The sequence below is a fragment of the Pseudovibrio exalbescens DSM 16456 genome, assembly GCF_000422785.1.
GTDB classification, from domain to species: Bacteria; Pseudomonadota; Alphaproteobacteria; order Rhizobiales; family Stappiaceae; genus Pseudovibrio; species Pseudovibrio exalbescens.
Genome location: NZ_KE383918.1, coordinates 400885 through 425721 on the forward strand (window position 1 = coordinate 400885; position 24837 = coordinate 425721).

Genomic DNA, 24837 nt, shown 5'->3' on the forward strand with positions numbered 1-24837 from the left:
CAAAAGCGTTAGGAAACCCATATGCGTAGATGGAAAGGGAGTGCCTCTCCTGCAGAAGTCTGGATGGTTGACGCCGCAAATGCGCCCGTTCAGCAATGCATGGGGCGGCTGTTGGTGCAAACGGATGGTATCGGGTTTTATGATGTGAGCCCATCTGTGACCAAATGGCTGGAAGAGGCTCAAGTGCGTGATGGGCTATTGACATTGTTTCTCCGTCACACGTCGGCAGGTTTGACCCTGCAAGAAAATGCAGACCCTGACGTTCTTCATGACTTGAAAACAGCTTTAGACCGGCTGGCGCCGGAGGGCGGGCCATGGCGGCATACCATCGAAGGTCCTGACGACATGCCTGCCCATATCAAGAGCTTGATGTGTGGCGTCCAGTTGCAAATTCCGGTCATCGGCGGCCAACTGGATTTGGGCACTTGGCAGGGCATTTATGTTGCAGAGTTTCGAAAGCCGGCCCACCGTCGATCGGTCACGTTGGTGTTTCAAGGAACAACAATCACGCAAGCGCCGCTTTAAGGTATGACGAGCCAAGCGCAAGTTCAGGCTCCTTGCAGAGCGTCGTGATCGAAAACTACACCTAGGCTTGAGCGCGGACTTCCTTGTATTTCTCGGTGGCGTCGATCAATGCGCTCGCCAGCCCCGGTTCGCTCATTGTGTGCCCTGCATCATCAACGATTTTGAACGAGGCCTCTGGCCATGCCTTGTGAAGGTCCCAAGCCGATTTGACTGGGGTAACAACATCGTATCGGCCTTGGATAATACTGGCCGGAATATGTCGAATGCGCACCATATCGCGCAGCAACTGGTCATCAGCCTCGAAAAAGCCCTTGTGATAAAAGTAGTGGCACTCGATCCGTGCGAAGGCGAGGGCGACGTGTTCCTCACCGAACTGTGCCACCCTGCCGGGATTGGGGAGCAAAGACAACGTGCTGCCTTCCCATTGCGCCCACCGGCGGGCGGCTTCCTGTTGAACGCTTCGGTCGTCCCCTGTCAAACGCTTGTAATAGGCAGCTACCAAATCGTGCTGTTCTTCGGCGGGGATGAAATCGCGATACCGCTCAAAATAGTCAGGGAACAGAGCGTCCGCGCCCTTTTGATAAAACCAGTGAACTTCTTCGTGGCGCAACATGAAGATGCCGCGCAAAATAAGCTCGCTTACCCTGTGCGGATGGGTTTGAGCATAGGCCAGCGACAGGGTTGATCCCCAGGACCCGCCAAACACCTGCCACCTCGTGATGTCTAGATGCTCCCGCAATAACTCGATGTCCGACACAAGGTCCCAAGTGGTGTTTTCGCGCAGTTCCGCATAAGGCGTTGAGCGTCCGCACCCGCGTTGATCGAACAAAATGATGCGATAGTGGGCTGGATCATGGAGGCGACGCATGGCAGGGCTTGAGCCACCACCGGGGCCACCATGAAGGATGACAACTGGCTTTCCATCGGGGTTGCCGGATTCCTCATAGTAGATGGTGTGCAAATCGCTGACGCGCAAAAAGCCGCTGTTAAATGGCTGAATGGCCGGAAACATGAAGTACCTCGGGCACGAATAACTGGGAACTTGATGCATTCGCAGTACCATGCCCACTACGTCATGTCATTGAGTTCAGAACGAGAGAGATCGACCACAAGGCCAGCCCTCCATACATGGCGGTGCGCGCGCCCTTGATGTAGGCGGCTTCAAGGGCGCGGGATTCATCTGAGGATTGCTCGTCGGATGGCGCGGGAACTTGTTGAGATGCAGTTACCGGCGCAGTTGATTGTTGTGTGGATGGCGGTGGTTGTGTGCCCTTGAGAAGGAAAAATCCGGCAAGCAGGAGAGTCATCAATGCGCCATATCGGAACGAAGCCGCGGGATCAAAGCTCAATCCTGCCATGATCAACAAGGTGCCAGTGGAATACAGGACGGCGGTGCGAACAACAGTCATGGCCGCTGAATGTGTTGTGTTATTCATTATACGCTCCTGAGTGACTTAGCGTCAGACGCTAATGATAACCCTATTAGGCACGGGCAGCGCAATTGGTTTTTTGATCTGTTGTAAAAATCGTGCCGCCCTTCTCAGTAGTCGTCTTCACCTTCACCGAGTCTTTCCTATCTGATTTCCAATAGATCCGAGGAATTTCGGCTCTTGTGGATTGACAGGAAATGACGAGAAATAGCGTACAGAAAATAACGCGTTTTATTGGATAGTACCCGATATCAGTTTTGATAGGAGAAAGGGTGGCTGTGTAATCATAAGTAGATCCGATGTATTTTCGATTTTTATAAATTAATGTATACAATAACAACTTGAGATAGATGAATTTAGTCTTATTGTAGCCATATTGCATGTGTGCGTCTGTCTTCAGGATGGCTTACCTACTGTTCGTAATGGGTTCTTCAGCGGATTTGAGTAACCGTTTAAGCAGAACAAGGTGAAAACGTTTGAGTTATTGCTTGCGACTTTCGTTGGTATTAGCCTATTACTTATAGGGAAGGGTGGTGCAGTGCGAGAACTGTATCACGAGGAGGAACGTCAGTTGCGCTCGCGCGGCATACCGGTGAGCTCAACGCCAGTGTTTGCTGGACCCGGGACCTGGGAGACCTGTCGTCCGTACGAGGTCGTGCAAGCTCGAGCATAAAGGAGCACGGCGTGCAAACCGATAAACAACATTTCATCATCGCAGACGATCATCCGCTGTTTCGTGGTGCGATGAAGCAGACAATTGAGAAACTGTTCGCTGCGGCGACCATTTCTGAGGTTGGCAGTCTGGAGGAGGTGACGGAAACCCTGGATCGTGAGGAGGATGTTGATCTGGTGTTTCTTGACCTGACAATGCCCGGCATGCGTGGCTTTTCTGGGTTGATGTACTTGCGAGCTCAGTACGTGGGTGTGCCGGTTCTGGTGGTTTCGGCAACAGAAGACCCCGCTACCATTCGTAGTTGCATTGAGTTTGGGGCTTCTGGCTTCATTCCCAAGTCGCTCGGTATCGACGTTATTCAAGAAGCGGTTTCCACGGTCATGGCCGGAGGCATTTGGACACCGCCAGATATCGATCTGTCTGTCGAGGATGAAGCGTCAAAAATGGCTCGCCGGCTTGCCAGTTTGACACCGCAGCAAGTGCGAGTGCTCATGATGCTGTCGCAAGGGTTGTTGAACAAGCAGATTGCCTATGAACTCTCCGTGTCGGAAGCCACGGTCAAGGCCCATGTTTCGGCCATACTGCAAAAGCTGGGAGTAGAAAGCCGGACACAGGCTGTCATCGCGGCCGCCAAGATCGAGGCCGGTCAGTGGCAACAAATGGCCAACGCCCTGGTTTGATTTGAGGCTACACGCTCGAAGTTACAGAAAGGCCCTGCTTATTGGCAGGGCCTTGTTTTTTATTATGCAATAACGCAATGGCGGGGCTCGCGAAGTTTGTCTTTGCCTTACGCCGTTGTCTCGGCGGTTTCTTCCAAGGCGGATTTGCGCCGTGCCAAATGCCCTCGCAACGCCGCGGGCTTGAGTGGCTTGTTCAACAGCACAATGCCTTTTTCTTCGGCTTCTTCGCGAACTTCCTTGCTTCTATCTGCTGTTATGAGGATAGCAGGCAAGTCTGGCCCGAATTTCCAACGAAGTTGTCCAATTGCATCAATGCCGGTTCCTTCATCGAGGTGATAATCTGCCAGAATGATGTCAGGCAATTTTTTGTCTTGATGAACTTTTTTCGCCGCCGCAAGGCCGCTTTCGGCGCTGATGACATGGCAATTCCAGTTCTTGAGAAGCATTTCCATGCCTTCGAGGATTTGAGGTTCATTATCAATAGCCAACACCACAAGGCCATCCAGTTGGCCGGCCGTTTTGGCTTTGGCCGGGGTAACAGCCGTCTCCGGCAAGGCGGCCGCGCATTTGAAATGCACTTGAAACCGTGTCCCGCGCCCTTCGACCGAATTCAGGGTGACCTCATGCCCCAACACTCGACTGATCCGCTCCACAATGGACAGTCCCAGACCGAGACCGGAGGCAATGCGGGCCCCTGCGTCCAGCCTTTGGAACTCTTGAAAAACAAGTCGCTGCTGATCTTCCGGAATACCTACCCCGCTATCATAGATCTCGATGATGGCGTTACCTCCGGCGCGTTTGCGGCATCCAACCAGAACACCGCCGCGTTCCGTGTACTTGATGGCATTGGAAATCAGGTTCTGTAGCAGACGTCGCATCAACCGGCGGTCGGAATGAAGGGTCAGTTCCGTGGGTAATACCGTCAGTTTCAAGCCCTTCTCAGCGGCAATGGGTTTGAACTGTGTCTCCAGTGGGCGTAGGACTTCATCAAGACGAAATAGCGAGAACTCCGGTTTGAAGGAGGCGGTATCCAACCGGGATATTTCGAGAACCGTGCCGATGATTTCCTCTACGGATTCAAGGGAGGCTTCAATGTTGCGTACCAAATCCCCTTCAGGGTTGTTCTGACTGGCAAATCGATCTGTCAGCGCGGATGAGTACAGTTTGGCCGCGTTCAGTGGTTGAAGGATGTCGTGACCAGCTGCCGCCAGAAAACGGGTCTTGTCCTGATTGGCCAGTTCCGCCTTTTGCCGGGCCTCCAGTAGTTCGTCATTGACAGCGGTCAGCTCGGCTGTCCGTTGGCGGACGCGGCGCTCCAATGTCTCATTGGCATGGGCCAGAGCATCCTCGGCCATCACCCGCTCGGTGATGTCGCTGTAGGTGATAACCAGACCCCCTGACGGCATCGGACTGGTACGCACTTCAAGAACGCTGCCAGACATCATCATTCGCTCTTGATAGGTATCCTGCGCTCCAATGAAGTTGCTCAGCCTGTCACTAACGAGATCAGCGACCACCCCATCGCCAAACTCGCCACGCTCGGCGTTGTAGGTGAGGATGCGCTCAAGGGGAACGCCGACCTGACCAAACTCGATGGGTAGGGACAGAATATCGCGGAAGTTCCGGTTCCAGAAGATCAGATGTAGGTCGCGATCGAAGACAGCAAGGCCTTGGCCAACTTGATCAAGCGCGACTTGAAGCAGATCGCGATTGTACTGGATGGCCTCTGTGGCATCATCCAGCAGTTTGATCGTGCTTTTGGTATTCGGATCCCGCCGCTTGAACAACAGGGACAAAACCAACCGGGACGATGCCGAACCGATGGCGCTTGCCAGCAATTGCTCGGAAAACCTGATCAGGCGCGCATCTGCTTCCTGATGTTCGTTCAGTTCAATGCCATTGTCCCGCGCATAGGAGTCAAACGAACGTTGGGTGCGTTCTTCGCCGATATAGCGCGCAATGGTTGCCTGTAAATCGCCAGTCGTGATTGCCGTACGCCACAGGCGCAGCGCGGGCGGAGCGTTGATCTCCAATGGCACAAAAACATTGGCTTGAAGGCGCTCGATGGACGTGGGCTGGCGCGTGAAAGAAAAGGCGATGTAGCAGAAAATATTGAAGCCCAGACTCCAAACCACGCCATGATGGAAGGGATCTGCAAACTGCGTGTAGAACAGTGCCTCGGGACGAAGTGCCGTGATGCCGAACAGCCCGTTCTCCAAAACAGACGGGTCCATCAAGCCTTCCTTGGCGAACACCGGCAGCAGCAGCGTGTAGACCCACAACGTAAAGCCACCAATCATCGCAGCCTTGGCTCCACGCGCGGTGGCCCGGCGCCAGATCAGACCACCAAAAAAGGCAGGCGCAAACTGCGCAATTGCAGCAAAGGAGAGGAGGCCGATTGAGGCTAAGGCAGCGCTGTCTCCGGCAACTCGATAGTAGATATACCCGCCCAGTATGATTACGAATATAGAAAGGCGTCGGATGTTGAGGATCATCTGACTCATGTCTTCGCCGGAACTGGCAATGATCTCATCTTCGCTTCGGCGACGCAGGATCAGCGGCATCAAAAGGTCGTTGGACACCATGATCGCCAGCGCAACGGTCGTCACGATCACCATGGCTGTTGCCGCAGAGAGGCCGCCAACGAATACGACAAGGGTAAGGATCGGCGCATCCAGCGAGCGCGGGAGTGCCAGGACGAGCATATCGGAGTCGACACCGGTCGAGAAAAGAACCAGACCAGCCAGCGCAATTGGAATGACAAACAGATTGATCGCGACAAGATAGCTTGGGAACAACCACGAGGCACGGCGCAACTCATCTGGGCTGTTGTTTTCAGTAACCGTCACGTGGAATTGGCGTGGCAACAAGACGATGGCGAACAGGCTGAGCATGGTCAGCACCAAAAGGTTGCTGAAATCGGCTCCCTCTGGCATGAGCGCCGTTGAAACGCCCTTTTCGGCAGCTTTGGCCAGTAGGCTCGATGGTCCGTCGAACAAGACGAAGGTAACCCAGATGCCCACGGCCAGAAATGCGATCAGTTTGACAACCGCTTCCATGGCAATGGCAAGCATCAAACCTTCCTGATGCTCTGTTGCATCCGTGTGTCTGGTGCCAAACAACCAAGTGAACACGGCCATGAATATGGCGATCAGAAGAGTTTCATCGCCGAAGATGTAGTTTGGTGCAACCGATGTGGCCATCATCGGGTTTTGGACAATGGTACTGACGGAGAGGGACAGGGCCTTCAGCTGAAGCGCGATGTAGGGTGTCATCCCGATAACGGCGATCAAGGTTACTAACGCGGCAACCATCTGGTTTTTGCCGTATCGCGCTGCGATGAAGTCGGCAACTGAGGTTATGCGTTCGCTCTTGGCCAAGTGAATGACCCGCCGCAGTAATGGGTATCCCAGCAGAAACATGAGAACTGGACCGATATAGATCCCGATGAACTCAATGCCACTGCGAGCAGCAAGGCCAACCGAGCCAAAAAAGGTCCATGACGTGCAGTAGACGGACAGGGACAGGGCGTAAATCAAGGGACGCCCGGTCTTCAGGTTTCCTTTCAGGCGCGCTGCTCGGTCTCCATAGCTGGCGACCAGAAACAGGAGCAGGATGTAGCCCAGAGCCACCAGTACAACCACCCATCCCTGTAGCATTCTTCCCCCGCGTCTTTAATGAGTTATTTCGCCATTTTTCGAAAATCACAGTTGACCGAACTTCATGGAAAGGCAAGAGTCTTGCCTTATAAAGAGAACTCGAGCGCAAAACCACGTACTCATTCGTTTGTGGAGGGTGGACTTGAGCAGTAATAAAGAAGAAATCAAAAAGAACGCTCACCGGGATTTTCGTGATTCCAGTCCAATTAAACTAGAAAAACCGCGTCTATGGCAACGTATCCTTTTGTTTTTACGTTCAAATCGAGACATTGGCGACCCCAGAGCGGTCTCAGTCTACCTGGATAACCGAGCGGCATTTCTGGTTCAAAAGGCCGTGATAGAATACACGCGGTTTCGAGCCGGGCGTCATTGGTCTGTTCTCTCCCAGGATGATGGGTTCGTAGACGCGTTGGAGCGCGCGCGCTGGGCGAACTATGCCATTGCGCTGGATTTTGTCGGGGAAATGGCTCTCAACTCTCTTCGTCGGAAGAGTAAGAGACCGGAACAGGAGATCGCCGGATTTCTCGGTCGTTGTACCGGTACCATCATGAAAAGTTATGCCGATATGACCGCGTTACCCTGCGAAGAATGGCGCACTTTGACCAGCGCCTCCCGGTACCGCTTGCGAACTGCGGCATTAATGGGCCCCCGCCCCGTGCAAGAGATACCGGCAACGCGATTTTCCGAGTTTTTCGAAAATCTGCCCATTCACTGCAAGTTGGGAGGGCATGACGAACTGACCCTTTTGAACAGCATGCGCGTTCACTTGGGGCAAATGAACGATGAGTTCCGATGGCGCAGTGACTTGCCAGCACTTGATGCTTGCATGTGCGCCGCAGCGTCATTGCGTGGCGAAGAGCCTCCCTCTTCATCCTGAAGTCGATTGCTTGGGAGTGCTGAGAACGCTCGGTCGGTTGATTGAGAATATCGCAATTAAATAGGTCTTGATCCTAATTCGGTATCTTCCGTTTCTTGACGGATCGGCTAGGTTATGAAGCGAAAACAAGCCGGAACCAAGAAGGGGAGAATGGCCGATGCTGCCATCTGATGTTGTGTTGAGCAAAGTACGTCCTGAAGCCTTGCGGGCACCTGAAAGTGGGATTGTTGAACTCGTCAACGCTGGCCGGGATAGAGAAGACCTGATCCCTCTGTGGGTAGGTGAGGGGGAGTTGCCAACACCCGCATTGATTTATCGGGATGCCATCAAATCCCTCGAAGAGGGGGAGACATTTTACACCTATCAACGCGGGCTCCCCGTCCTGCGACACGCGTTGGCACAATACCACAGTGATCTTTACGGACGCCCCTTCGATTCCGAGCGGTTCTTTGTCACCGGTTCAGGAATGCATGCCATACTCATGGCGTTGCAAGCCACTGTTTCAGCAGGTGAAAGTATCCTTGTTCCGAGTCCCGTCTGGCCTAATCTGGCGGCTTGTGCAGGAATTGCTGGGGTGGAACCGATTGCTGTGCCAATGCAGTTCTCAGAAGGCAAATGGACCCTCGATATTCAGCGATTGAAGGATGCGCTGACACCTCACACACGGGCTCTCTTCATCAATTCGCCGTGCAACCCCACCGGCTGGGTGGCGACAGTAGAGCAACTGGCTGAACTGCGGTCCTTCGCCTTGGAGCATGGGCTCTGGGTCATTGCTGACGAGGTGTATGGGCGGTTTGTTTATGACGGGGCAACGCGCGCGCCATCGTTCTACGATGTGGCTGAGGATGATGACCCTATCCTTTACGTCAATACCTTTTCCAAGAACTGGGCCATGACCGGATGGCGAATCGGTTGGTTGTCCTGCCCTAAGGGCATGGGGCAGGTAGTGGAAAACCTTGTCCAGTATTCCACCTCTGGAACTGCGGCATTTATGCAGCGTGCGGCACTTGGAGCATTACAAAACGGAAATGAATTTCTTCAGCACCAAGTCATGCGGGCGGGTAAGGCGCGAGCCTTGCTATTGGAAGTTCTCGGCAGCCACTCAAGGATCCGCTTGTCACGACCTGATGGCGCATTTTACCTGTTTTTCTCGATAGATGGTATTACCAATTCCCGTGAAGCAGCGTTCAAGATCCTCCATGAAACGGGGGTAGGGCTGGCGCCTGGAACCGCCTTCGGTGAGGGCGGAAAGCCCTTCTTTCGGTTATGCTTCGCCCGAGATATGGATCAGTTAAACGATGCATCAAGGCTACTTTGTCGCTGGATAGGTGATTGACCGGAGACTCCGCTTGGGGTAGCTGGTAGTCAAAATACCCATCCACCTTTGGCGTAAGTCAAAGGACGCAGACCGTATTTAAGGAACTCGATCATGGATTCAAGTGCGCGTCTTGACAGCGTACTCGACACAGCAGCCGATGGCATTGTTGTTACAGACAAGGTCGGCAAAATCCTGCTCTTCAACAAGGCATGCGAAAAGATTTTTGGCTACACACGTGATGAAGCGGTGGGTCAAAACGTCAGCATCCTTATGGGCGCAAAGGATGCGGCTGCTCATCATCAGTACATGCAGCGATACCTTGATACCGGCGAGCGGCGGATAATCGGGATTGGTCGCGAGGTCAACGGACAACACAAGGACGGAACGCCGATCCCGCTGGATCTTTCCGTGGGCGAGGCAAAAACTGAGGACGATCACCAATTTATCGGGATCGTGCGAGATCTGCGGTCCAAGAAAGAGATCGAAGCACGCCTGAGCGAATTGCAGGCCAATTTGGTCAAGATGACTCGTGTTAATGCGTTGGATGAAATGGGTGCGGCGATCGCACATGAAGTCAACCAACCGCTCACGGCCATAATGTTGTATCTTCAAACGGCATCACGCCGTGCTCGTACCTCCGATAGCCCTGATCCGCAGCTGATCAAGCTGATGGAAAAGACGGTAGTCGAGGCGGAGCGCGCCAGCAAGATCATCCAGCGGATGCGGAACTTCGTCGAGAAGCAGGATTTGCGTCGGCAAGATGAAACGCTCGCCACCGTCATTGATGAGTGCATCGAACTCGTCAGCGTCGGTATCGACGTGGAAGACGTTGAAATTACGTCAACCTTTAAAGACTATACCTATAAAGCAAATATTGATGGTGTTCAGGTTCAACAGATCCTTGTGAACCTGATGCGCAACGCAGCGCAGGCCGTGGCAAATTCAACGGTCAAGCGAGTACTCGTCGACGTGGAAGTAACGCAAGACAATTTGTTCATTCGCGTTTCCGACACAGGTCCCGGCCTGAGCCAAGAAGCAATAGACGGCTTGTTTAAGGCCTTTTCTGGGACAAAGCGGCGCGGTCTGGGCGTGGGACTTGCGATTTCGCGCAGTATAGCGCAGAACCACGGTGGGGATTTGTTTGTAGAGCCGAAGGAAGAGGGCAAGGGTGCCACTTTCGTTCTTCGGCTTCCGTCAAAGTAACCGGAGCCAGTGTTAAGAATTACTGGCCGTAACTAAAGACATAAGAAGTGAAGGACCAAAGTGATGACGTCTGCACCGTCTGTGATCCATATCGTTGACGACGATCCCGCGGTTCGCGACGCTCTCTCGTTGCTTTTCGAAACCGAAGGCTTCGAAGTCGGAGCTTATGCAAACGCTGAAGAATTCCTGACAGCGGTTGAGGAGACAATGCCAAGCTGCGTTCTCCTTGACGTGCATATGCCTGGGCGTTCCGGAATTGATATTCTGAAATCCTTGAATGCGGAAAAGTTTGAAGCTCCGATCTTCATCATCTCCGGTCAGGGGGACATCCCCATGGCTGTTGAGGCGATCAAGCATGGCGCTTACGACTTCATCGAGAAGCCTTTCGATGTGGATGCGATCATCTCCCGTGTCCGTGAAGCGATCGCTGCTCAGTCTCGTGCTGGTGCCCATGGCCAGTTTAACTTCCCGGGCGCTGAAAATCTCACGCCACGTGAACGTCAGGTGCTGACAGAGATTACCGCTGGTTCTTCCAACAAGGAAGCGGGGCGTAACCTCAAGATCTCGCCACGTACGGTTGAAGTTCACCGGGCGCGCATCATGGAAAAGCTTGGTGCTCGTAATGCGGCAGATCTCGTACGCATCGTACTGACAGGCGAGCCTCCTGCGCATTAATACCGATGTAGATTTACTTAAATCCCATCAAATAAAAGTGCGTGATCATCCTTCTTTGGGTAATTACGCACTACACCAATGTCTGTATTGTCTATACTGCTATAGAGCTTTAACTATAGCAGTAAGCTTGCATGTCTGAAAAAGCATGCCAACCGACCTGAAGACTTGGTGTTTTGAGTGATTTACGTCATCGAAGACGATCCCTCAGTTCGTGATGCAATATGTTGCCTCTTTGAAGAGCTGGGACTACGGACGAAAACCTACATTGATGGCGAATCTTTTCTTGAGGGTGTTTCCCCCAAGCAGTCAGATATTGTGTTCGTGGATCTTGCCTTGCCTGGTATGAACGGCATTGACCTCATTCGCAGGTTATCCGCAGTTACGTATCCGCCACAAATTGTCGCAATGACAGGCCTGCCTCGCCGCGATCTAGATCAAATCTTTCCTGCTGGAAACAAGCCGTGTATTGTACGTAAGCCTCTGGAAGAAAAGAGCTTATTGCAATTTGTTCCGGCTTGAATGAACTCGCCTGTTCTTTGTTTCAAATCAAAAAATGTGGTTTGGTGGCCCGCTGTTACGTGCTCTTGCGGATTTTGACATTGCAATTTGCCACGTACTTCTGCAATTCATGCTCGTAACGGACGCCATGACGATATTGACGGGTATTGTCTGGCTGTATTTCGAAGGCAAAACCGGATAACATATATTTCCGATATTGCATTTCGAGGTATGCAAAGCACCTGACTACCGGGTGCGAGGAGGGACTATGGAACGGGTTATAGCTAGTGGATCTTGTGTAGCCGATGGTGCAGCTTCCTTGACCGAACTTGATAACGAAATGCACCGCGAATCCGGTTCCAAAAGTTCTTCCGGACGCAAGCATCGCCTCAGTGCCCATGAAGTCCTCTTCTATGAAGGTGATAGAGCCGATCGGATTTATGAAGTTCTGGACGGTGTAATGATGCTGTACAAACTTCTGCCGGATGGACGACGCCAGGTAGTCTATGTGCTGCGCGCCGGCGACATGTTGGGCTTTACCAACCATGATACCTTCGATTGCACCGCGGAAGCGCTGACTGCGGTTGAGCTGCAAGTTTATGAAACTCGTGAAGTGGCAACTTCACCACTCCTGCAACACTACGTGAACCGTTGCTTGCTGTCCCAGATGGAACACTTGCACGAACACACGGTCCTGCTCGGTCGGAAGTCGGCAATGGAGCGCGTTGCGACGTTTTTGATGAGCTTGGTGCCCGACAGGGGCGGGGCGAATTGTGCGGGACCGGCAAATCGAGATGCGCCTGATATGCGCTCGGTCGTGCTTTCAATGACGCGCCAAGAGATTGCAGATTATCTCGGCCTCACGATTGAAACCGTTAGCCGTGTTATCTCACAGTTGAAGCGCAAAGGCCTGATCAAGGTCGAAAAACAGGACAGCATTCACATTCAGAATGTATGTGGCATCTGTCAGTTGACGGGCATGCATTAAATGATGTCCATGCCCTTGTCTATGGATCTGCTATACGGCTACTGAGTGCCGCGCAGTCGAAACGTGAAGATATGCGTCAAATGCTGCGGCGATAACCCGGACATAACGCTCACCAACATCTGTGACTTTAACACGGTCACCAGAAATCGTGACCAAGCCATCCTCGGCAAGCGGATTTAGGCGCTCAAAGCAGTCCACAAATGATGACAGGGGTACACCGTAGTGAGCGGAGGCTTCGGCTATGTCAACGTTATAAGCAGTCATCAGACGTTCAATGATGTGGGCTCTGCAAAGATCATCTGCAGATACAGCGATACCCTTTTTGATGGGTAGGTGATCCTGTTCAACTTGCCGTGTCCACTCGCGGGTTTCATGTGTGTTCTGAACATAGCCCATAGGCAAGAATCCGATCGAACTTGGACCAAAACCGATGAGCGTGTTGGCCTTGTCGGTTGTGTAGCCTTGGAAGTTTCGGCGTAAAGTCCCTTCATGAAGAGCGATAGCCATGCTGTCGTCAGGCAGTGCAAAATGGTCCAACCCGATCGCGGTGTAGCCTGCATCAATGAGAGCACTGCGTGCCACATCAGACAGTGCAATGCGGGCTGATGCGTCTGGCAGAGCTGTTTCCTCAATGAGTTGCTGGTGTTTTTTGAACCAGGGCACATGGGCATAGCCGAACAGGGCGATGCGGCCCGGTGCGAGCTTTCGAGTAAGCGCCACCGTTTGCGAGAGTGTCTCCGGGGTTTGGTGGGGGAGGCCGTACATCAAATCGAAGTTGATTTCGGTGATACCCACATCGCGCAGCGCATGACAGGCCATTTCTACGCATTCGAAGGATTGAACCCGGCCGATCGCTTGTTGCACTGCATGATCAAAGTCCTGAACTCCCAAAGATGCACGGTTGATACCGCCCATGGTCAAGGTCTGCGCCAGATAGGGGGTGACCGTCCGAGGGTCAAGCTCAATGGCGTGCTCAAGATCGTCGGTAAAGTGGAAGGCTTCTTGCAGCTGATTCAGAATGCTCAAAAACGCGTCGCGCGGAAGGAGGCTCGGCGTACCCCCGCCCCAATGGATATGCTGTACCGGCCTGTTGCACCCGAGGTGGTCTACCACAAGGGCAATTTCGCGTTGTAGTGTTTCTGCAAACGCGACGACAGGTGCAATCTTCTTTGTCGCCTTCGTGTTACACCCGCAGTAGTGGCACATTTCCTGACAGAAAGGCACATGCAGATACAGCGATAGAGGCTGGCCTGATGGTATGGCTTTGAGCCAGGCGCCGTAATCCTCTGCAGTCACCTCCTCGGAAAAGTGAGGTGCCGTTGGGTACGAGGTGTAACGAGGGACGCTGAGAGTTGCGTAGCGTAATTCGAGCGAAGTCATATCGGTAAAATACGCAGAACGATTTTTATAACTTTGATCCTTATCAAGCCATGTCAAATTTCGTAGATTGGAACGGCTCTATTCCCGTCTGCCTCGCGGTCACCTGAAAGCACTGAATCCTATCTCTTGGCCGTGTCGTTTCTTCGTTATTTTCTGAGAGGCTATGCATTTCATGACGCTGAACTGGAATCTTCAGGGCGGTGCTGCCGTCCGTACACTTGTAACGCTATTGATTGCAGCGAGCGGCGGGGCTTTTTTTGACCGCTTGGGATTACCTGCTCCGTATCTGTCAGGAGGTATGATTGCTGTTGCGGCAGCCGCGTTTGCTGGTGTACCCGTTCAGTTTCCTGAAGTGTTGAAAAAACTGGCCATGATCGTTTTGGGTATCTCGATGGGCTCGGGTGTCACGCCTGAGGCGTTCGACCGTATTGGTGCGTGGCCAATAACAATCGCGCTCATTGCGCCAGTCATGATCGTCATGACCACTTCGGCCTATGGTTTTCTGCATGGCGTTTGTCGCTGGCGCCGATCCGACGCTTTCTTTTCCGCTATCCCCGGTACTTTGGGTCTTGTGGCTGTTCTTGCCGAAGAAAAGAATGCCGACTTGCCGCGAATTATGACAGTTCAGGTTTTTCGCCTCTTTGTTTTGCTAGCGTTTCTGCCAACTCTCCTCGTGGCGACGTCACCTGAGCATGCTGCCGGTTTGGCCTCGGAGATTCCCTATTCTACCCCTTTGCAAATGCTTGCGCTGATCGTTGTCTGCGTTCCGGCTTCCCTTCTGGCGCACAAGGTCGGTGTGCCGGCCGGTTTGCTGACTGGTGGCTTTATTGTCAGTTCGGTTTTGAATGTCACGTCGACCGTTCCTGTGCATTTGCCGGCTGTGGTGGAGGTGCCCGTTTTCATGTTTTTTGGTGCCATGATAGGCGCGCGGTTTGGGGCGACATCATTCAGGCAGATCGTCAGCTGGCTACGCATGTCGCTTGGGTCATTCATGATTGTGTTCGCCGTGTGCGTTGCAATTTCTGCATTGGTCTCGGCCGTATCCAACATCAGTTTCGGTCAGCTCGTGCTGGCTTATTCTCCGGGAGGGTTGGAAGTGATGACCCTGCTGGCTTTCCAGCTTGATCTGGATCCGGCGTTTGTCGCCACGCACCAGATCTTGCGCTACGTAGGTATGCTCTTTGTTCTGCCCTTTGCGTCGCGCTTGGTGTTAGGGCCTACGCCAAAAGTATAGGTTTTAGCCCTTAGTCGCATTCCATCTCGGGATAATTTGGATTTAGAGCAATTTTATCTTAGTGCACAGGCCGGTTTTTGATTTTGATCAAGGGATGGACATACGCCTGTAACTAATTATACCGAGAGATTCTGAATCTAGGTTTTGTCACAGTCGATGGGGCTAACATCATGTTAGAACGAAGAGCCAGATACCTGTCGCTGGAGGAGGGGGGATTTGCTCTTCTTCTGGCAGCTACAGCGTTCATGTGTTTGATTATTGCCGGTAAGACATTCGATCAAGTCCTGGCTTTTCATGCTAGTTTGATTTCCTTGGCCGCCGCAGTCGGTACTTTCTATATTTTCCGTCGGTACTTTGATGGTGATAACGAGCCGATCCCGCAAGAGGTAGACGGTAAGCCGAACTACAATATGGCACCGATCGAGTTCGCCACTTGGGCCTCCGTTTTTTGGGGCATCGCCGGCTTTTTGGTGGGCTTGGTCATCGCGCTTCAGTTGGCATATCCCGTACTGAACTTCGATCTGCCTTGGACCAGCTTTGGTCGCCTGCGTCCGCTGCACACGTCGGCGGTTATCTTCGCGTTCGGCGGCAACGTCCTGATAGCAACGTCGATGTATGTCGTGCAGCGCACATGCCGAGCCAGAATGCCCGGCCGTATCCTGCCATGGGCGGTCGTACTGGGGTATAACCTGTTCATCGTGGTTGCTGGCACCGGCTATCTGCTTGGCGTTACTCAAAGTAAGGAATACGCTGAGCCTGAGTGGTACGCTGATCTGCTGCTCACCGTTGTGTGGGTGTTCTATCTCTTCCTGTTCCTCGGTACGCTCTGGAAGCGCAAGGAGCCACACATTTACGTGGCGAACTGGTTCTATCTTGCGTTCATTGTGACAATCGCGGTTCTTCACATCTTCAACAACGCATCACTGCCGGTCTCGATCTTCTCAAGCAAGTCGTACATTGTTTGGGCCGGGGTTCAGGATGCGATGGTCCAGTGGTGGTATGGCCACAACGCAGTTGGCTTCTTCCTGACTGCTGGCTTCCTCGCCATCATGTACTACTTCATTCCGAAGCGCGCTGATCGGCCGGTTTATTCCTACCGTCTGTCCATTGTTCACTTCTGGGCGTTGATCTTCATCTACATCTGGGCAGGGCCTCACCACCTGCACTACACGTCTCTGCCGCAGTGGGCATCTACCCTTGGCATGACCTTCTCCATCATCCTCTGGATGCCGTCATGGGGTGGTATGATCAACGGTCTGATGACGCTGTCCGGAGCGTGGGACAAACTGCGCACCGACCCCGTACTGCGTATGATGGTTGTGTCCGTCGCGTTCTACGGCATGTCCACCTTCGAGGGGCCGGTCATGTCCATTCGCGCCGTCAACTCCCTGTCGCACTACACGGACTGGACCATTGGGCACGTACACGCAGGTGCTCTGGGCTGGGTAGGCTACATCTCCTTTGGTGCGCTCTACTGTCTGGTACCTTGGCTGTACAACAAGAAAGACGTGTACTCCCTGAAGCTGGTAAACTGGCACTTCTGGGTCTCGACGCTCGGTATCGTGCTCTACATCTGTGCGATGTGGGTATCCGGTATCATGCAAGGTCTGATGTGGCGCGCCTATGACAGCCTCGGTTTCCTAGAGTACTCCTTCATCGAAACGGTGGACGCAATGCATCCGTTCTACGTCATGCGTGCACTGGGTGGAGGCCTGTTCCTCTTGGGTGCGTTGATCATGGTCTACAACCTTTACATGACCGCCCGCCACGGCGAGGCCGCGGAAGCCCGCGTTGCTCAGCCAGACGGCCAGCTTGCGCCAGCTGAGTAAGGGAGGGGAACAGTTAATGTCTGCTTGGAAAAAACACGAAATCTTCGAGAAGAACTCGCTGATCCTCACCATTGGTATTGTGGTGATGATCTCCATCGGCGGGTTGGTCGAAATCGTTCCACTCTACTACCTCAAGAGTACCATTGAGGAAACGGAGGGCATGCGCCCCTACACTCCGTTGGAGTTGGCAGGACGGAACATCTACGTTCGCGAGGGCTGCTACACTTGTCACTCGCAGCAGATCCGTCCGCTGCGGGATGAACTGGAGCGCTATGGTCCTTACTCGCTGGCAGCGGAGTCCATGTACGACCGCCCGTTCCAGTGGGGGTCTAAAAGAACGGGTCCGGACTTGGCACGCGTTGGGGGAAAATACTCCGACGAGTGGCATCGCGATCACTTGATCAATCCGCGGTCCGTATCGCCAACCTCCGTCATGCCAGGTTATCCGTTCCTGGCGGAGAACAAGTTGGATACACGCGATATCCGCGAGCATTTGGAGCTTAATGCCGTCTACGGCGTGCCCTATACGGAAGAGCAAATCCAATACGCTCGGGCTGACCTGGTCGCACAGGCCAATCCTGATCGTGGGGATATTGATGGGTTTGAAGAACGGTATCCGGGTGTTGCAGCTCGAGCATTCGATGGTGATCCGTCTGACGTAACAGAGATGGATGCTCTGGTTGCGTATCTTCAAATGCTCGGCACGCTCGTCGATTTCGAGCTTTACGACAACAACGCGAACCTGCGCTGAGGAGGTCACGATGGAGTCAACCTACAACATACTCGCGAGTTTCGCGCAAACCGGCGGCCTGCTGTATTTTATGGCTATTTTCGCTGGTGTCGTAATCTATGCCGTGTGGCCCGGGAATAAGGAGCGCTTCGACGATGCAGCCCAGATCCCGTTTCGGGAGGACGACTAATGGCTGAACACAAAAAAGAAATCGATAAGCTCTCCGGCGTGGAGACAACGGGCCATGAATGGGACGGGTTGAAGGAACTGAACAACCCGCTGCCCAAGTGGTGGCTCTACCTGTTCTATGCCACCATTGTCTGGTCCGTTGGCTATTGGGTGCTGATGCCGTCGTGGCCCTTGGTGAGTGACTACACCAGTGGGCTCCTTGGGCACAGCCAACGCGCAAACGTTCACCGCGAGTTTGAAGCCGCCATGTCTGAACGCGCCGAAACGGGCAATCAACTCATGGAAGCCTCTCTGGAAGAGATCCGGTCAACACCAGAGCTGCTTGAGTTCGCTCTGGCAAGTGGCGGTGCAGCTTTTGCGGATAATTGTGCGCCTTGTCACGGCACCGGGGCGACGGGTTTTGAGGGCTATCCGAACCTGCAGGACGACGTCTGGATATGGGGTGGCTCCATGGATGACATCCTTCAGACGATTTCCTACGGCGTGCGATCTGAACATCCCGACACGCGGTTCGGCGAAATGCTGGCCTTTGGTCGCGATGAAATCCTGAATGACGATGAGATCAGCGCTGTCGCAAATTATGTGGCTGCTGAACTCGCTGGGACGGAGCCGGAAGACGGAGCCGATCTGGATACGGGTGCAACTGTCTACATGGACAACTGTGCCGCCTGCCATGGGGATGAAGGACTGGGCAGCAAAGAACTGGGAGCTCCCAATCTGACTGCGCCGAACTACCTTTACGGAAATACGGTCGAAGCAATCGAAGCTCAGGTGAACAATCCGCGTCACGGTGTGATGCCGCCATGGATTGATCGTCTGGGTGAGACCACCGTTAAGTCTCTGGCTGTTTACGTCCACTCATTGGGCGGCGGCCAGTAACACCCCATCCGCAAGCTTTGGGAACGGGGATGCTGGATGCGGCGTCCCCGTTCAATTACATCTGGTAAAGACTGGGACAGGCAACGACCATGTCAACGAATGTAGATCCGTCAACTCAATTGGACGAAGATACGTGGTTTGTATCGGCTGAGAAGGTATATCCTCAGTCGGTGAAGGGAACGTTTCGAACGATCAAGTGGGCGATCTTGTTCGTTACGCTTGGCATTTATTATTTCCTGCCATTTATCCGTTGGGATCGTGGGCCAGGAGCGCCCGATCAGGCGGTCCTCGTCGACTTTGAAGCACGTCGCGCCTATTTCTTCTTCATCGAAATCTGGCCTCAGGAAGTCTATTACTTGACCGGTCTGTTGGTCATTGCGGCTGTCATGTTGTTCTTGATGAACGCGGTAGCCGGGCGAGTCTGGTGCGGATACTTGTGTCCCCAAACCGTATGGACAGATCTTTTTCTTAAGGTCGAACGCTTTTTTGAAGGTGACCGCCGTCAGCGGATCAACTTCGACAAGGAGCCATGGACGGCCAATAAGATTGCGCGCAAGACAGGCAAGCATGCCGTGTGGCTGTTGATTGCCTGGTGGACAGGTGGAGCATGGGTGCTTTACTTTGCGGATGCGCCCACACTGGTCTATGAGCTTGCTACGGGGCAGGCTTCGCTGGTCGTTTATGCTTGGATTGGTATCCTGACATTTACCACCTATTCGCTTGCAGGCCACATGCGCGAACAGGTGTGCACCTACATGTGTCCATGGCCGCGTATTCAGGCCGCGCTCACGGACGAGTATGCGCTCAATGTGACCTATCGCGCAGACCGCGGCGAACCGCGTGGTCACCTCAAGGAAAACAAGAAGCGCGCTGCCGAAGGCCTTCCGGCCGGTGATTGTATTGATTGCCACCAGTGTGTGGCCGTATGTCCAACGGGCGTTGACATCCGCAAGGGCAGCCAACTTGAGTGTATTCAGTGCGGCTTGTGCATTGACGCCTGCGATAACATCATGACGAAAGTCGGAAAGCCGACTGGCCTTATTGCCTACGATACCGACATCAATATGGAGCGGCGGGAGCAGGGACTGGAGCCGGTTTACAAGTTCATTCGCCCGCGTACGGTCATTTACGCCGCCATCATCGCGATCTCGGCTGGCATCATGCTTTACACGCTCATGAACCGTCAGATGATCGATCTGTCCGTTGTTCATGATCGTAACCCGCTCTACGTTGTTCAGGACAAGGGTGTGATCCGCAATGGCTATACCATGCGGGTGCTCAATAAAATGAACGAGGCTCAGACCTTTACCTTGGCGGTAGAAAGCGATTCCGGCGAATTTACTGCTGAAGTGATTGGGGTCGAAAGCAACGCTGACGGATCGATTGCCATTGACATGGGGCCGGATCGTACACGCCAGATACGCGCTCTCGTATTCTCTGAGCCCGATGCCGACCTTCCTGCTTCCAGCCCTCTGGACTTTGTGCTGGAGAACACGGACAACGGTGAGAAGGTCGTAATTACTGACTTCTTCAGAGCGCCCGAGCAATAATCGCTCGGGCCTGTTCTGAGGCATTCACTCTGCAAACTGGTGAGGCGATGACGCTGACTATGAACACGAATACTCCAAAAAAACCGCGCCAGATCACGGGTCGGTTTGTCCTGATGTGTTTTGTGGGTTTTTTTGGCGTCATCTTCGCCGCCAACGCAATCATGATGTATCTGGCGCTTGGAACCTTTCCTGGGCTTGAAGTTGAGAGTACCTATGAGGTCAGCCAAGGCTACAACGAGGAAATTGCGCTCGCCAAGGCACTGGAGGCCAAGGAGTGGTCTGTTGATGCCGATGTGGACCGGAACGATGCGGGTCAGGTATTTGTCTCGGTCAAGGCGCGGGACAAGAACGGGGCCCCCATTCAGGGGGACGAATTTACCATCAAGTTCCAACGCCCCACGAGCACCAGCACCGATGTGGTTTTGCGCTTGCAAGAGCAAGAAGCCGGTCGTTACGTCGGTAATATCGAACATATTGCCCTTGGCAACTGGACGGTTGTTGTGGAAGCTTACAGCGCCGGTTCCGGGGATACACCGGTATTCCGCTCCCGCAACCGCCTGTTTTTCGAGTAGCTAAACCGACATGAACGCGCACACGCGAGATTGGGAGGCATTTGTCACCCAGAAGGAGGACGGCAAGGCTCACATGGAACTTGCCGTGGACGGGATTACGTGTGCTGCTTGTATCTTTGAGATAGAGCGCGAGCTATTGAAGGAGCAGGGCATCAGCCATGCCCGGGTCAACATGTCCAGTCAGCGTCTGTCGGTGGACTGGGATGAAGCCGCCTACAATCCTTCTCGCCTCGTGGATCTCATGGAGGCCCTTGGCTACAAGGTATATCCATTTGATCCGGCACAAGTGAAAGCCCGCGGCGACCGGATCGGTCATGAGCTGTTGCGCTCGTTGGCCATTTCCGGCTTTGCTGCGATGAACATCATGCTGTTGTCCATCTCGGTGTGGTCTGGCAACTCGTCAGACATTGATATGGAAACACGCGCTTTCTTTCACTGGTTATCTGCCTTGATTGCGTTGCCAACGGTCGTTTACGCCGGGCGTCCGTTTTATCGCAGCGCACTCAAGGCTATAAAGACCGGGCGTTTGAACATGGATGTGCCGATTTCCATTGGCGTCCTGTTGGCCACCGGACTGTCGGTCGTACAAACCGTCCAGCATGCCCGTCACGCGTATTTCGATAGCGCTGTAATGCTGTTGTTCTTCCTGTTGGCCGGCCGTTACCTTGACCATATGATGCGCCGGAAAACGCGCTCATTCGCCGAAAACATTGCCACGTTGAAGGCCGAGAGTGCAGCAAAGATCCTGCCCGACGGGTCGACTCAAGAAGTGCCTTTGTCAAAGCTGGAGGCGGGAGACAAGGTTCTCGTGCGCGCCGGGGAGCGTGTCTCGGTTGATGGTGTGGTTTTGGAGGGGCAGTCAGAAATTGATCAAAGCCTTGTAACAGGGGAAACGCGCCTGCAACCGGTCTCGGTTGGTGATAATGTATTTGCCGGCACCCTCAACGGCCCCGGCACCCTCACTTTGGGCGTAACAGCCTCCGCCAAGGGGACGTTGCTTGACGAAGTCAACCGCCTTCTGGAAACGGCCCTTGAGGGGCGCTCATCTTACGTTCAGATAGCTGATCGGGCCTCCCAACTTTATGCGCCAGTAGTGCATCTGGCCGCATTGATAACGTTTTTGGGGTGGGTATTCCTCATGGGCGCGGATTGGCAATATGGGTTGGTTATTGCCATATCCGTGCTGATCATCACCTGCCCCTGTGCGCTTGGGCTGGCTATCCCCGTGGTGCAAGTCGTCGCCAGTGGCCTTTTCTTCCGCTCCAGAATCTTGCTGAACGCGGGAGATGCGGTGGAGCGTCTGGCGAATGTAAAGACGATTGTTTTTGACAAGACCGGTACGGTGACACTGCCGCAAGCAACGCTTGGTGACGCTGGCGGCCTCTCAGAGGCTGATCTGGCGCTTGCCGGTCGTCTGGCTCTCAGTTCTCGGCATCCGCTGTCTCAGGCCTTGTCCAAAGCCACAGCGCAGACCCAACCGATTGGTGGGGCCAGTGAGGTTGTCGGTAAAGGCGTGCAGGGTCAGTGGGACGGTGAAGAGATACGGCTTGGTTCCCCAAGCTTCTGTGGTATTCCGCAGGGAGCGGTAGAGCAGCGGCAAAAGGAACAGCCTGGAAGCTCGTTGCTGGCATTTCGGCGAGGCGCTGATGTGTGGGCCCTGTTGGCGATTGGGCAGTATTTGCGACAGGATGCAGTCGAGACGATGGCGGCGTTGCGTGCGCGTGGGTACAATCTGGAGCTGTTGTCCGGGGACACCGCCGAAGCTGTAGGGGATGTAGCGGCTGCTCTGGGTATCGAACGTTGGCAAGCAGCAGTCAAACCTCAGGACAAGATTGCTCATATTGAGCACCTGAAGGCCCAAGGCCACGCAGTGATGATGGTGGGCGATGGCTTGAATGACGCGCCGGCGTTAGCGGCCGCAAACGTGTCCATGTCTCCCGTGTCCGCAGTGCACGTCAGTCAAGCTGCAGCAGATGCCATGTTCCTGGGAGATGAGTTGATGCCGGTGGTTGAGGCGCTGGACATAGCCGGAAAGGCTCATCGTCTGATGCAGGAAAATCTTGGTCTCTCGGTGATTTACAACGTGATTGCTGTTCCCATTGCCGTATTGGGCTACGTCACACCACTGGTAGCGGCCTTGGCCATGTCAGGCTCGTCCATTATAGTGGTCTTGAACGCCGTGCGGCTCCAGTTCATGGTCAAGCAAGCAAACAAGGAAAGCGTCTGATGGAAGTATTGCTCTATCTTATTCCAGCCGCCCTCATTTTGGGTGGATCAGGCCTTATCGCATTCCTGTGGTCCATGAAGAACGGCCAGTATGATGATTTAGAAGGCGCCAAGTGGCGCATTCTCGACGATGGCGACTTGCCGGACGATCATGCCCGAACCGCTGGTCCTGATGCCAAATAGAGCAGGGGCAGAAAACCAAACTGCGTGAATGAGATTTACAGGCGTCAAGAGCGCTTTCAATCAACAAAAAAAGGCCGGCGTGATGCCGGCCTTTTTTTTGAATGCGCTGTGAGGTTCAGCCCCCAGCAGCGTGATGGAGGATGGCAGCAGTAGGCGCTGCTTCTTCTTCAAGCGTGGCGTCTGACTTGAAGTCGATCCCCAACTCGTTCCACACATCCACCATGGAGGTTACCAGGTGATCAATCAGTTCATCCGAGTGCGCTGGACCAGGGGTGATACGCAAGCGCTCAAGGCCGCGTGGCACGGTCGGATAGTTGATTGGCTGAATGTAGATATCATGCTTTTCAAGCAGCATGTCGGAAGCCTTTTTACAAAGGTCCGGGTCTGCGACCAGAATTGGGATGATATGAGTTTCTGAATGCATGACCGGCAGGCCTGCAGCATTCAATCTGTCTTTTGTGCGTTGCGCCTGACGCTGCTGGGCATCCCGTTCTTCTGAGGATGTCTTGAGGTGGCGGATTGATGTCGTCGCCGCGGCAGCCAGACTCGGGGGCAGCGATGTGGTGAAAATGAAGCCCGGTGCATAGGAGCGAACCGCATCTACGATGGCGGATGAGCCAGTAATGTAACCACCCATGACCCCGACAGCCTTGGCTAGAGTGCCTTCAATCACGTCCATGCGATCCATGACACCGTCACGCTCACAGATACCTGCGCCACGCTCGCCGTACATACCTACAGCATGCACTTCGTCGATGTAGGTCATTGCGTTGTACTTGTCGGCAAGATCGGCAATGCGTTCAATAGGGGCAATATCCCCATCCATGGAATAAACGGATTCAAAGACGATCAGCTTCGCGCGCTCGTTGCCGGCGCTGCGCAGCAAATCTTCCAGATGTTCCAGATCATTGTGGCGCCACACCTTCTTCGCAGAGCCGGAGTTGCGAACGCCGGCAATCATGGAGGCGTGGTTCAGTTGGTCCGACAGGATCAGGCAGTCCGGCAACAGCTTGGCGAGTGTGGAAATGGCCGCCTCATTGGAGACAAAGCCTGACGTAAAGGTCAGAGCAGCTTCCTTGCCATGCCAATCGGCGAGCTCTGCTTCCAGCTGCACAAGCGGATTGTTGGTTCCGGAAATGTTACGCGTGCCACCGGAACCTGCACCCATGGTGTACGTGGCGTTCGCGGATGCTTCGATGACCTTTGGGTTATGCCCCATGGCCAGATAGTCATTGGAACACCACACAACGATTTCGCGTTCTTCGCCGTTGCGGCGCAAAATCGCCCGTGGATGCTTGCCCGTAATGCGCTCAAGGTCCGCGAATACCCGATAACGTTTTTCATCCTTCAGGGAGGCAATCGCCTCTTTGAAGATCGCTTCGTAATTCATTCCATGTTCCTTGCTGATACCGGGTACTTTAGAGTGTTACTAAACTACTTGTAGTGCTTCCGTACGCAAAAGTCGTAGGACAGATTGCCGCAAGCTCCAGCGCTGTGGAAATACGATGTTAGGCTAAGCACTTACCATAGTCTGACACG

Annotated in this window: 22 protein-coding genes; 17 read left to right on the top strand and 5 right to left on the bottom strand. The window is 53.8% G+C overall.

The genetic code is table 11. The features are described from left to right. Positions 1–21 precede the first annotated feature (21 nt). Complete coding sequence (locus G512_RS0116510) at positions 22–525, top strand: secondary thiamine-phosphate synthase enzyme YjbQ (protein WP_028482676.1); 504 nt, start codon at positions 22–24, stop codon at positions 523–525. A 61-nt stretch (positions 526–586) separates the two neighbouring features. Here G512_RS0116510 and pip read toward each other — a convergent pair whose 3' ends face one another. Beyond that, on the bottom strand, positions 587–1576 hold the full coding sequence (pip, locus tag G512_RS0116515; protein ID WP_407636269.1) for a prolyl aminopeptidase: 990 nt from the start codon (positions 1574–1576) through the stop codon (positions 587–589). Positions 1577–1598: 22 nt separating this feature from the next. Next, positions 1599–1961, bottom strand: coding sequence for a hypothetical protein (locus G512_RS0116520; RefSeq protein ID WP_028482678.1), 363 nt, complete (start codon positions 1959–1961; stop codon positions 1599–1601). Positions 1962–2639: 678 nt separating this feature from the next. Between G512_RS0116520 and G512_RS0116530 the strand changes: the two genes are divergently transcribed. Further along, positions 2640–3308 carry a response regulator gene (locus G512_RS0116530; protein WP_028482680.1) on the top strand — a complete coding sequence of 223 codons (669 nt, stop codon included), beginning with the start codon at positions 2640–2642 and terminating at the stop codon, positions 3306–3308. Positions 3309–3415: 107 nt separating this feature from the next. Here the strand turns inward: G512_RS0116530 and G512_RS0116535 are convergent, their stop codons facing one another. Next, a complete protein-coding gene (locus G512_RS0116535) occupies positions 3416–6967 on the bottom strand; it encodes a PAS domain-containing hybrid sensor histidine kinase/response regulator (protein ID WP_028482681.1) in 3552 nt (1183 codons plus the stop codon). A gap of 142 nt (positions 6968–7109) precedes the next feature. On the opposite strand from G512_RS0116535, the gene G512_RS21525 reads away from it, so the two are divergent. The 6 genes from G512_RS21525 to G512_RS0116570 all read left to right on the top strand — a co-directional run bounded on the left by G512_RS21525 (position 7110) and on the right by G512_RS0116570 (position 12526). After that, positions 7110–7844, top strand: a complete 735-nt coding sequence (locus tag G512_RS21525; protein ID WP_143181455.1) for a hypothetical protein — start codon at positions 7110–7112, stop codon at positions 7842–7844. Positions 7845–8001: 157 nt separating this feature from the next. Continuing rightward, positions 8002–9180 (top strand): pyridoxal phosphate-dependent aminotransferase, encoded by a 1179-nt coding sequence (locus G512_RS0116545; protein WP_036489914.1) that lies wholly within the window; start codon positions 8002–8004, stop codon positions 9178–9180. Positions 9181–9273: 93 nt separating this feature from the next. Beyond that, positions 9274–10365, top strand: coding sequence for a two-component system sensor histidine kinase NtrB (locus G512_RS0116550; protein WP_028482683.1), 1092 nt, complete (start codon positions 9274–9276; stop codon positions 10363–10365). 63 nt (positions 10366–10428) lie between these two features. After that, positions 10429–11040, top strand: coding sequence for a response regulator transcription factor (locus G512_RS0116555; RefSeq protein ID WP_028482684.1), 612 nt, complete (start codon positions 10429–10431; stop codon positions 11038–11040). Positions 11041–11217: 177 nt separating this feature from the next. Beyond that, positions 11218–11559 (top strand): response regulator, encoded by a 342-nt coding sequence (locus G512_RS0116560; protein WP_028482685.1) that lies wholly within the window; start codon positions 11218–11220, stop codon positions 11557–11559. Between the two features lie 247 nt (positions 11560–11806). Further along, positions 11807–12526: a Crp/Fnr family transcriptional regulator gene (locus tag G512_RS0116570; RefSeq protein WP_081657519.1), complete on the top strand. Its 720-nt coding sequence runs from the start codon at positions 11807–11809 to the stop codon at positions 12524–12526. Positions 12527–12556: 30 nt separating this feature from the next. On the opposite strand, the gene hemN is transcribed toward G512_RS0116570, so the two are convergent. Further along, positions 12557–13906, bottom strand: a complete 1350-nt coding sequence (gene hemN, locus G512_RS0116575) for an oxygen-independent coproporphyrinogen III oxidase (protein WP_028482687.1) — start codon at positions 13904–13906, stop codon at positions 12557–12559. 172 nt (positions 13907–14078) lie between these two features. On the opposite strand from hemN, the gene G512_RS0116580 reads away from it, so the two are divergent. The 9 genes from G512_RS0116580 to ccoS all read left to right on the top strand — a co-directional run bounded on the left by G512_RS0116580 (position 14079) and on the right by ccoS (position 23298). Then, a complete protein-coding gene (locus G512_RS0116580) occupies positions 14079–15140 on the top strand; it encodes an AbrB family transcriptional regulator (protein WP_036490011.1) in 1062 nt (353 codons plus the stop codon). 170 nt (positions 15141–15310) lie between these two features. Beyond that, positions 15311–16969 (top strand): cytochrome-c oxidase, cbb3-type subunit I, encoded by a 1659-nt coding sequence (ccoN, locus tag G512_RS0116585; RefSeq protein WP_028482689.1) that lies wholly within the window; start codon positions 15311–15313, stop codon positions 16967–16969. 16 nt (positions 16970–16985) lie between these two features. Then, positions 16986–17720: a cytochrome-c oxidase, cbb3-type subunit II gene (ccoO, locus tag G512_RS0116590; RefSeq protein WP_028482690.1), complete on the top strand. Its 735-nt coding sequence runs from the start codon at positions 16986–16988 to the stop codon at positions 17718–17720. Positions 17721–17730: 10 nt separating this feature from the next. Further along, a complete protein-coding gene (locus G512_RS0116595) occupies positions 17731–17889 on the top strand; it encodes a cbb3-type cytochrome oxidase subunit 3 (RefSeq protein WP_028482691.1) in 159 nt (52 codons plus the stop codon). Continuing rightward, positions 17889–18767: a cytochrome-c oxidase, cbb3-type subunit III gene (gene ccoP, locus G512_RS0116600; RefSeq protein ID WP_028482692.1), complete on the top strand. Its 879-nt coding sequence runs from the start codon at positions 17889–17891 to the stop codon at positions 18765–18767. The genes G512_RS0116595 and ccoP overlap by 1 nt, the downstream gene beginning before the upstream one ends. An 89-nt stretch (positions 18768–18856) precedes the next feature. Next, positions 18857–20317: a cytochrome c oxidase accessory protein CcoG gene (gene ccoG, locus G512_RS0116605; protein WP_028482693.1), complete on the top strand. Its 1461-nt coding sequence runs from the start codon at positions 18857–18859 to the stop codon at positions 20315–20317. A 59-nt stretch (positions 20318–20376) separates the two neighbouring features. Further along, on the top strand, positions 20377–20889 hold the full coding sequence (locus G512_RS0116610) for a FixH family protein (protein ID WP_208975043.1): 513 nt from the start codon (positions 20377–20379) through the stop codon (positions 20887–20889). Positions 20890–20899: 10 nt separating this feature from the next. Then, positions 20900–23116, top strand: coding sequence for a cation-translocating P-type ATPase (locus G512_RS0116615; RefSeq protein WP_028482695.1), 2217 nt, complete (start codon positions 20900–20902; stop codon positions 23114–23116). Next, on the top strand, positions 23116–23298 hold the full coding sequence (ccoS, locus tag G512_RS0116620) for a cbb3-type cytochrome oxidase assembly protein CcoS (protein WP_028482696.1): 183 nt from the start codon (positions 23116–23118) through the stop codon (positions 23296–23298). The genes G512_RS0116615 and ccoS overlap by 1 nt, the downstream gene beginning before the upstream one ends. A 115-nt stretch (positions 23299–23413) precedes the next feature. Here the strand turns inward: ccoS and hemA are convergent, their stop codons facing one another. Then, positions 23414–24688, bottom strand: coding sequence for a 5-aminolevulinate synthase (gene hemA / locus G512_RS0116630; RefSeq protein WP_028482697.1), 1275 nt, complete (start codon positions 24686–24688; stop codon positions 23414–23416). Positions 24689–24837 lie beyond the last annotated feature (149 nt).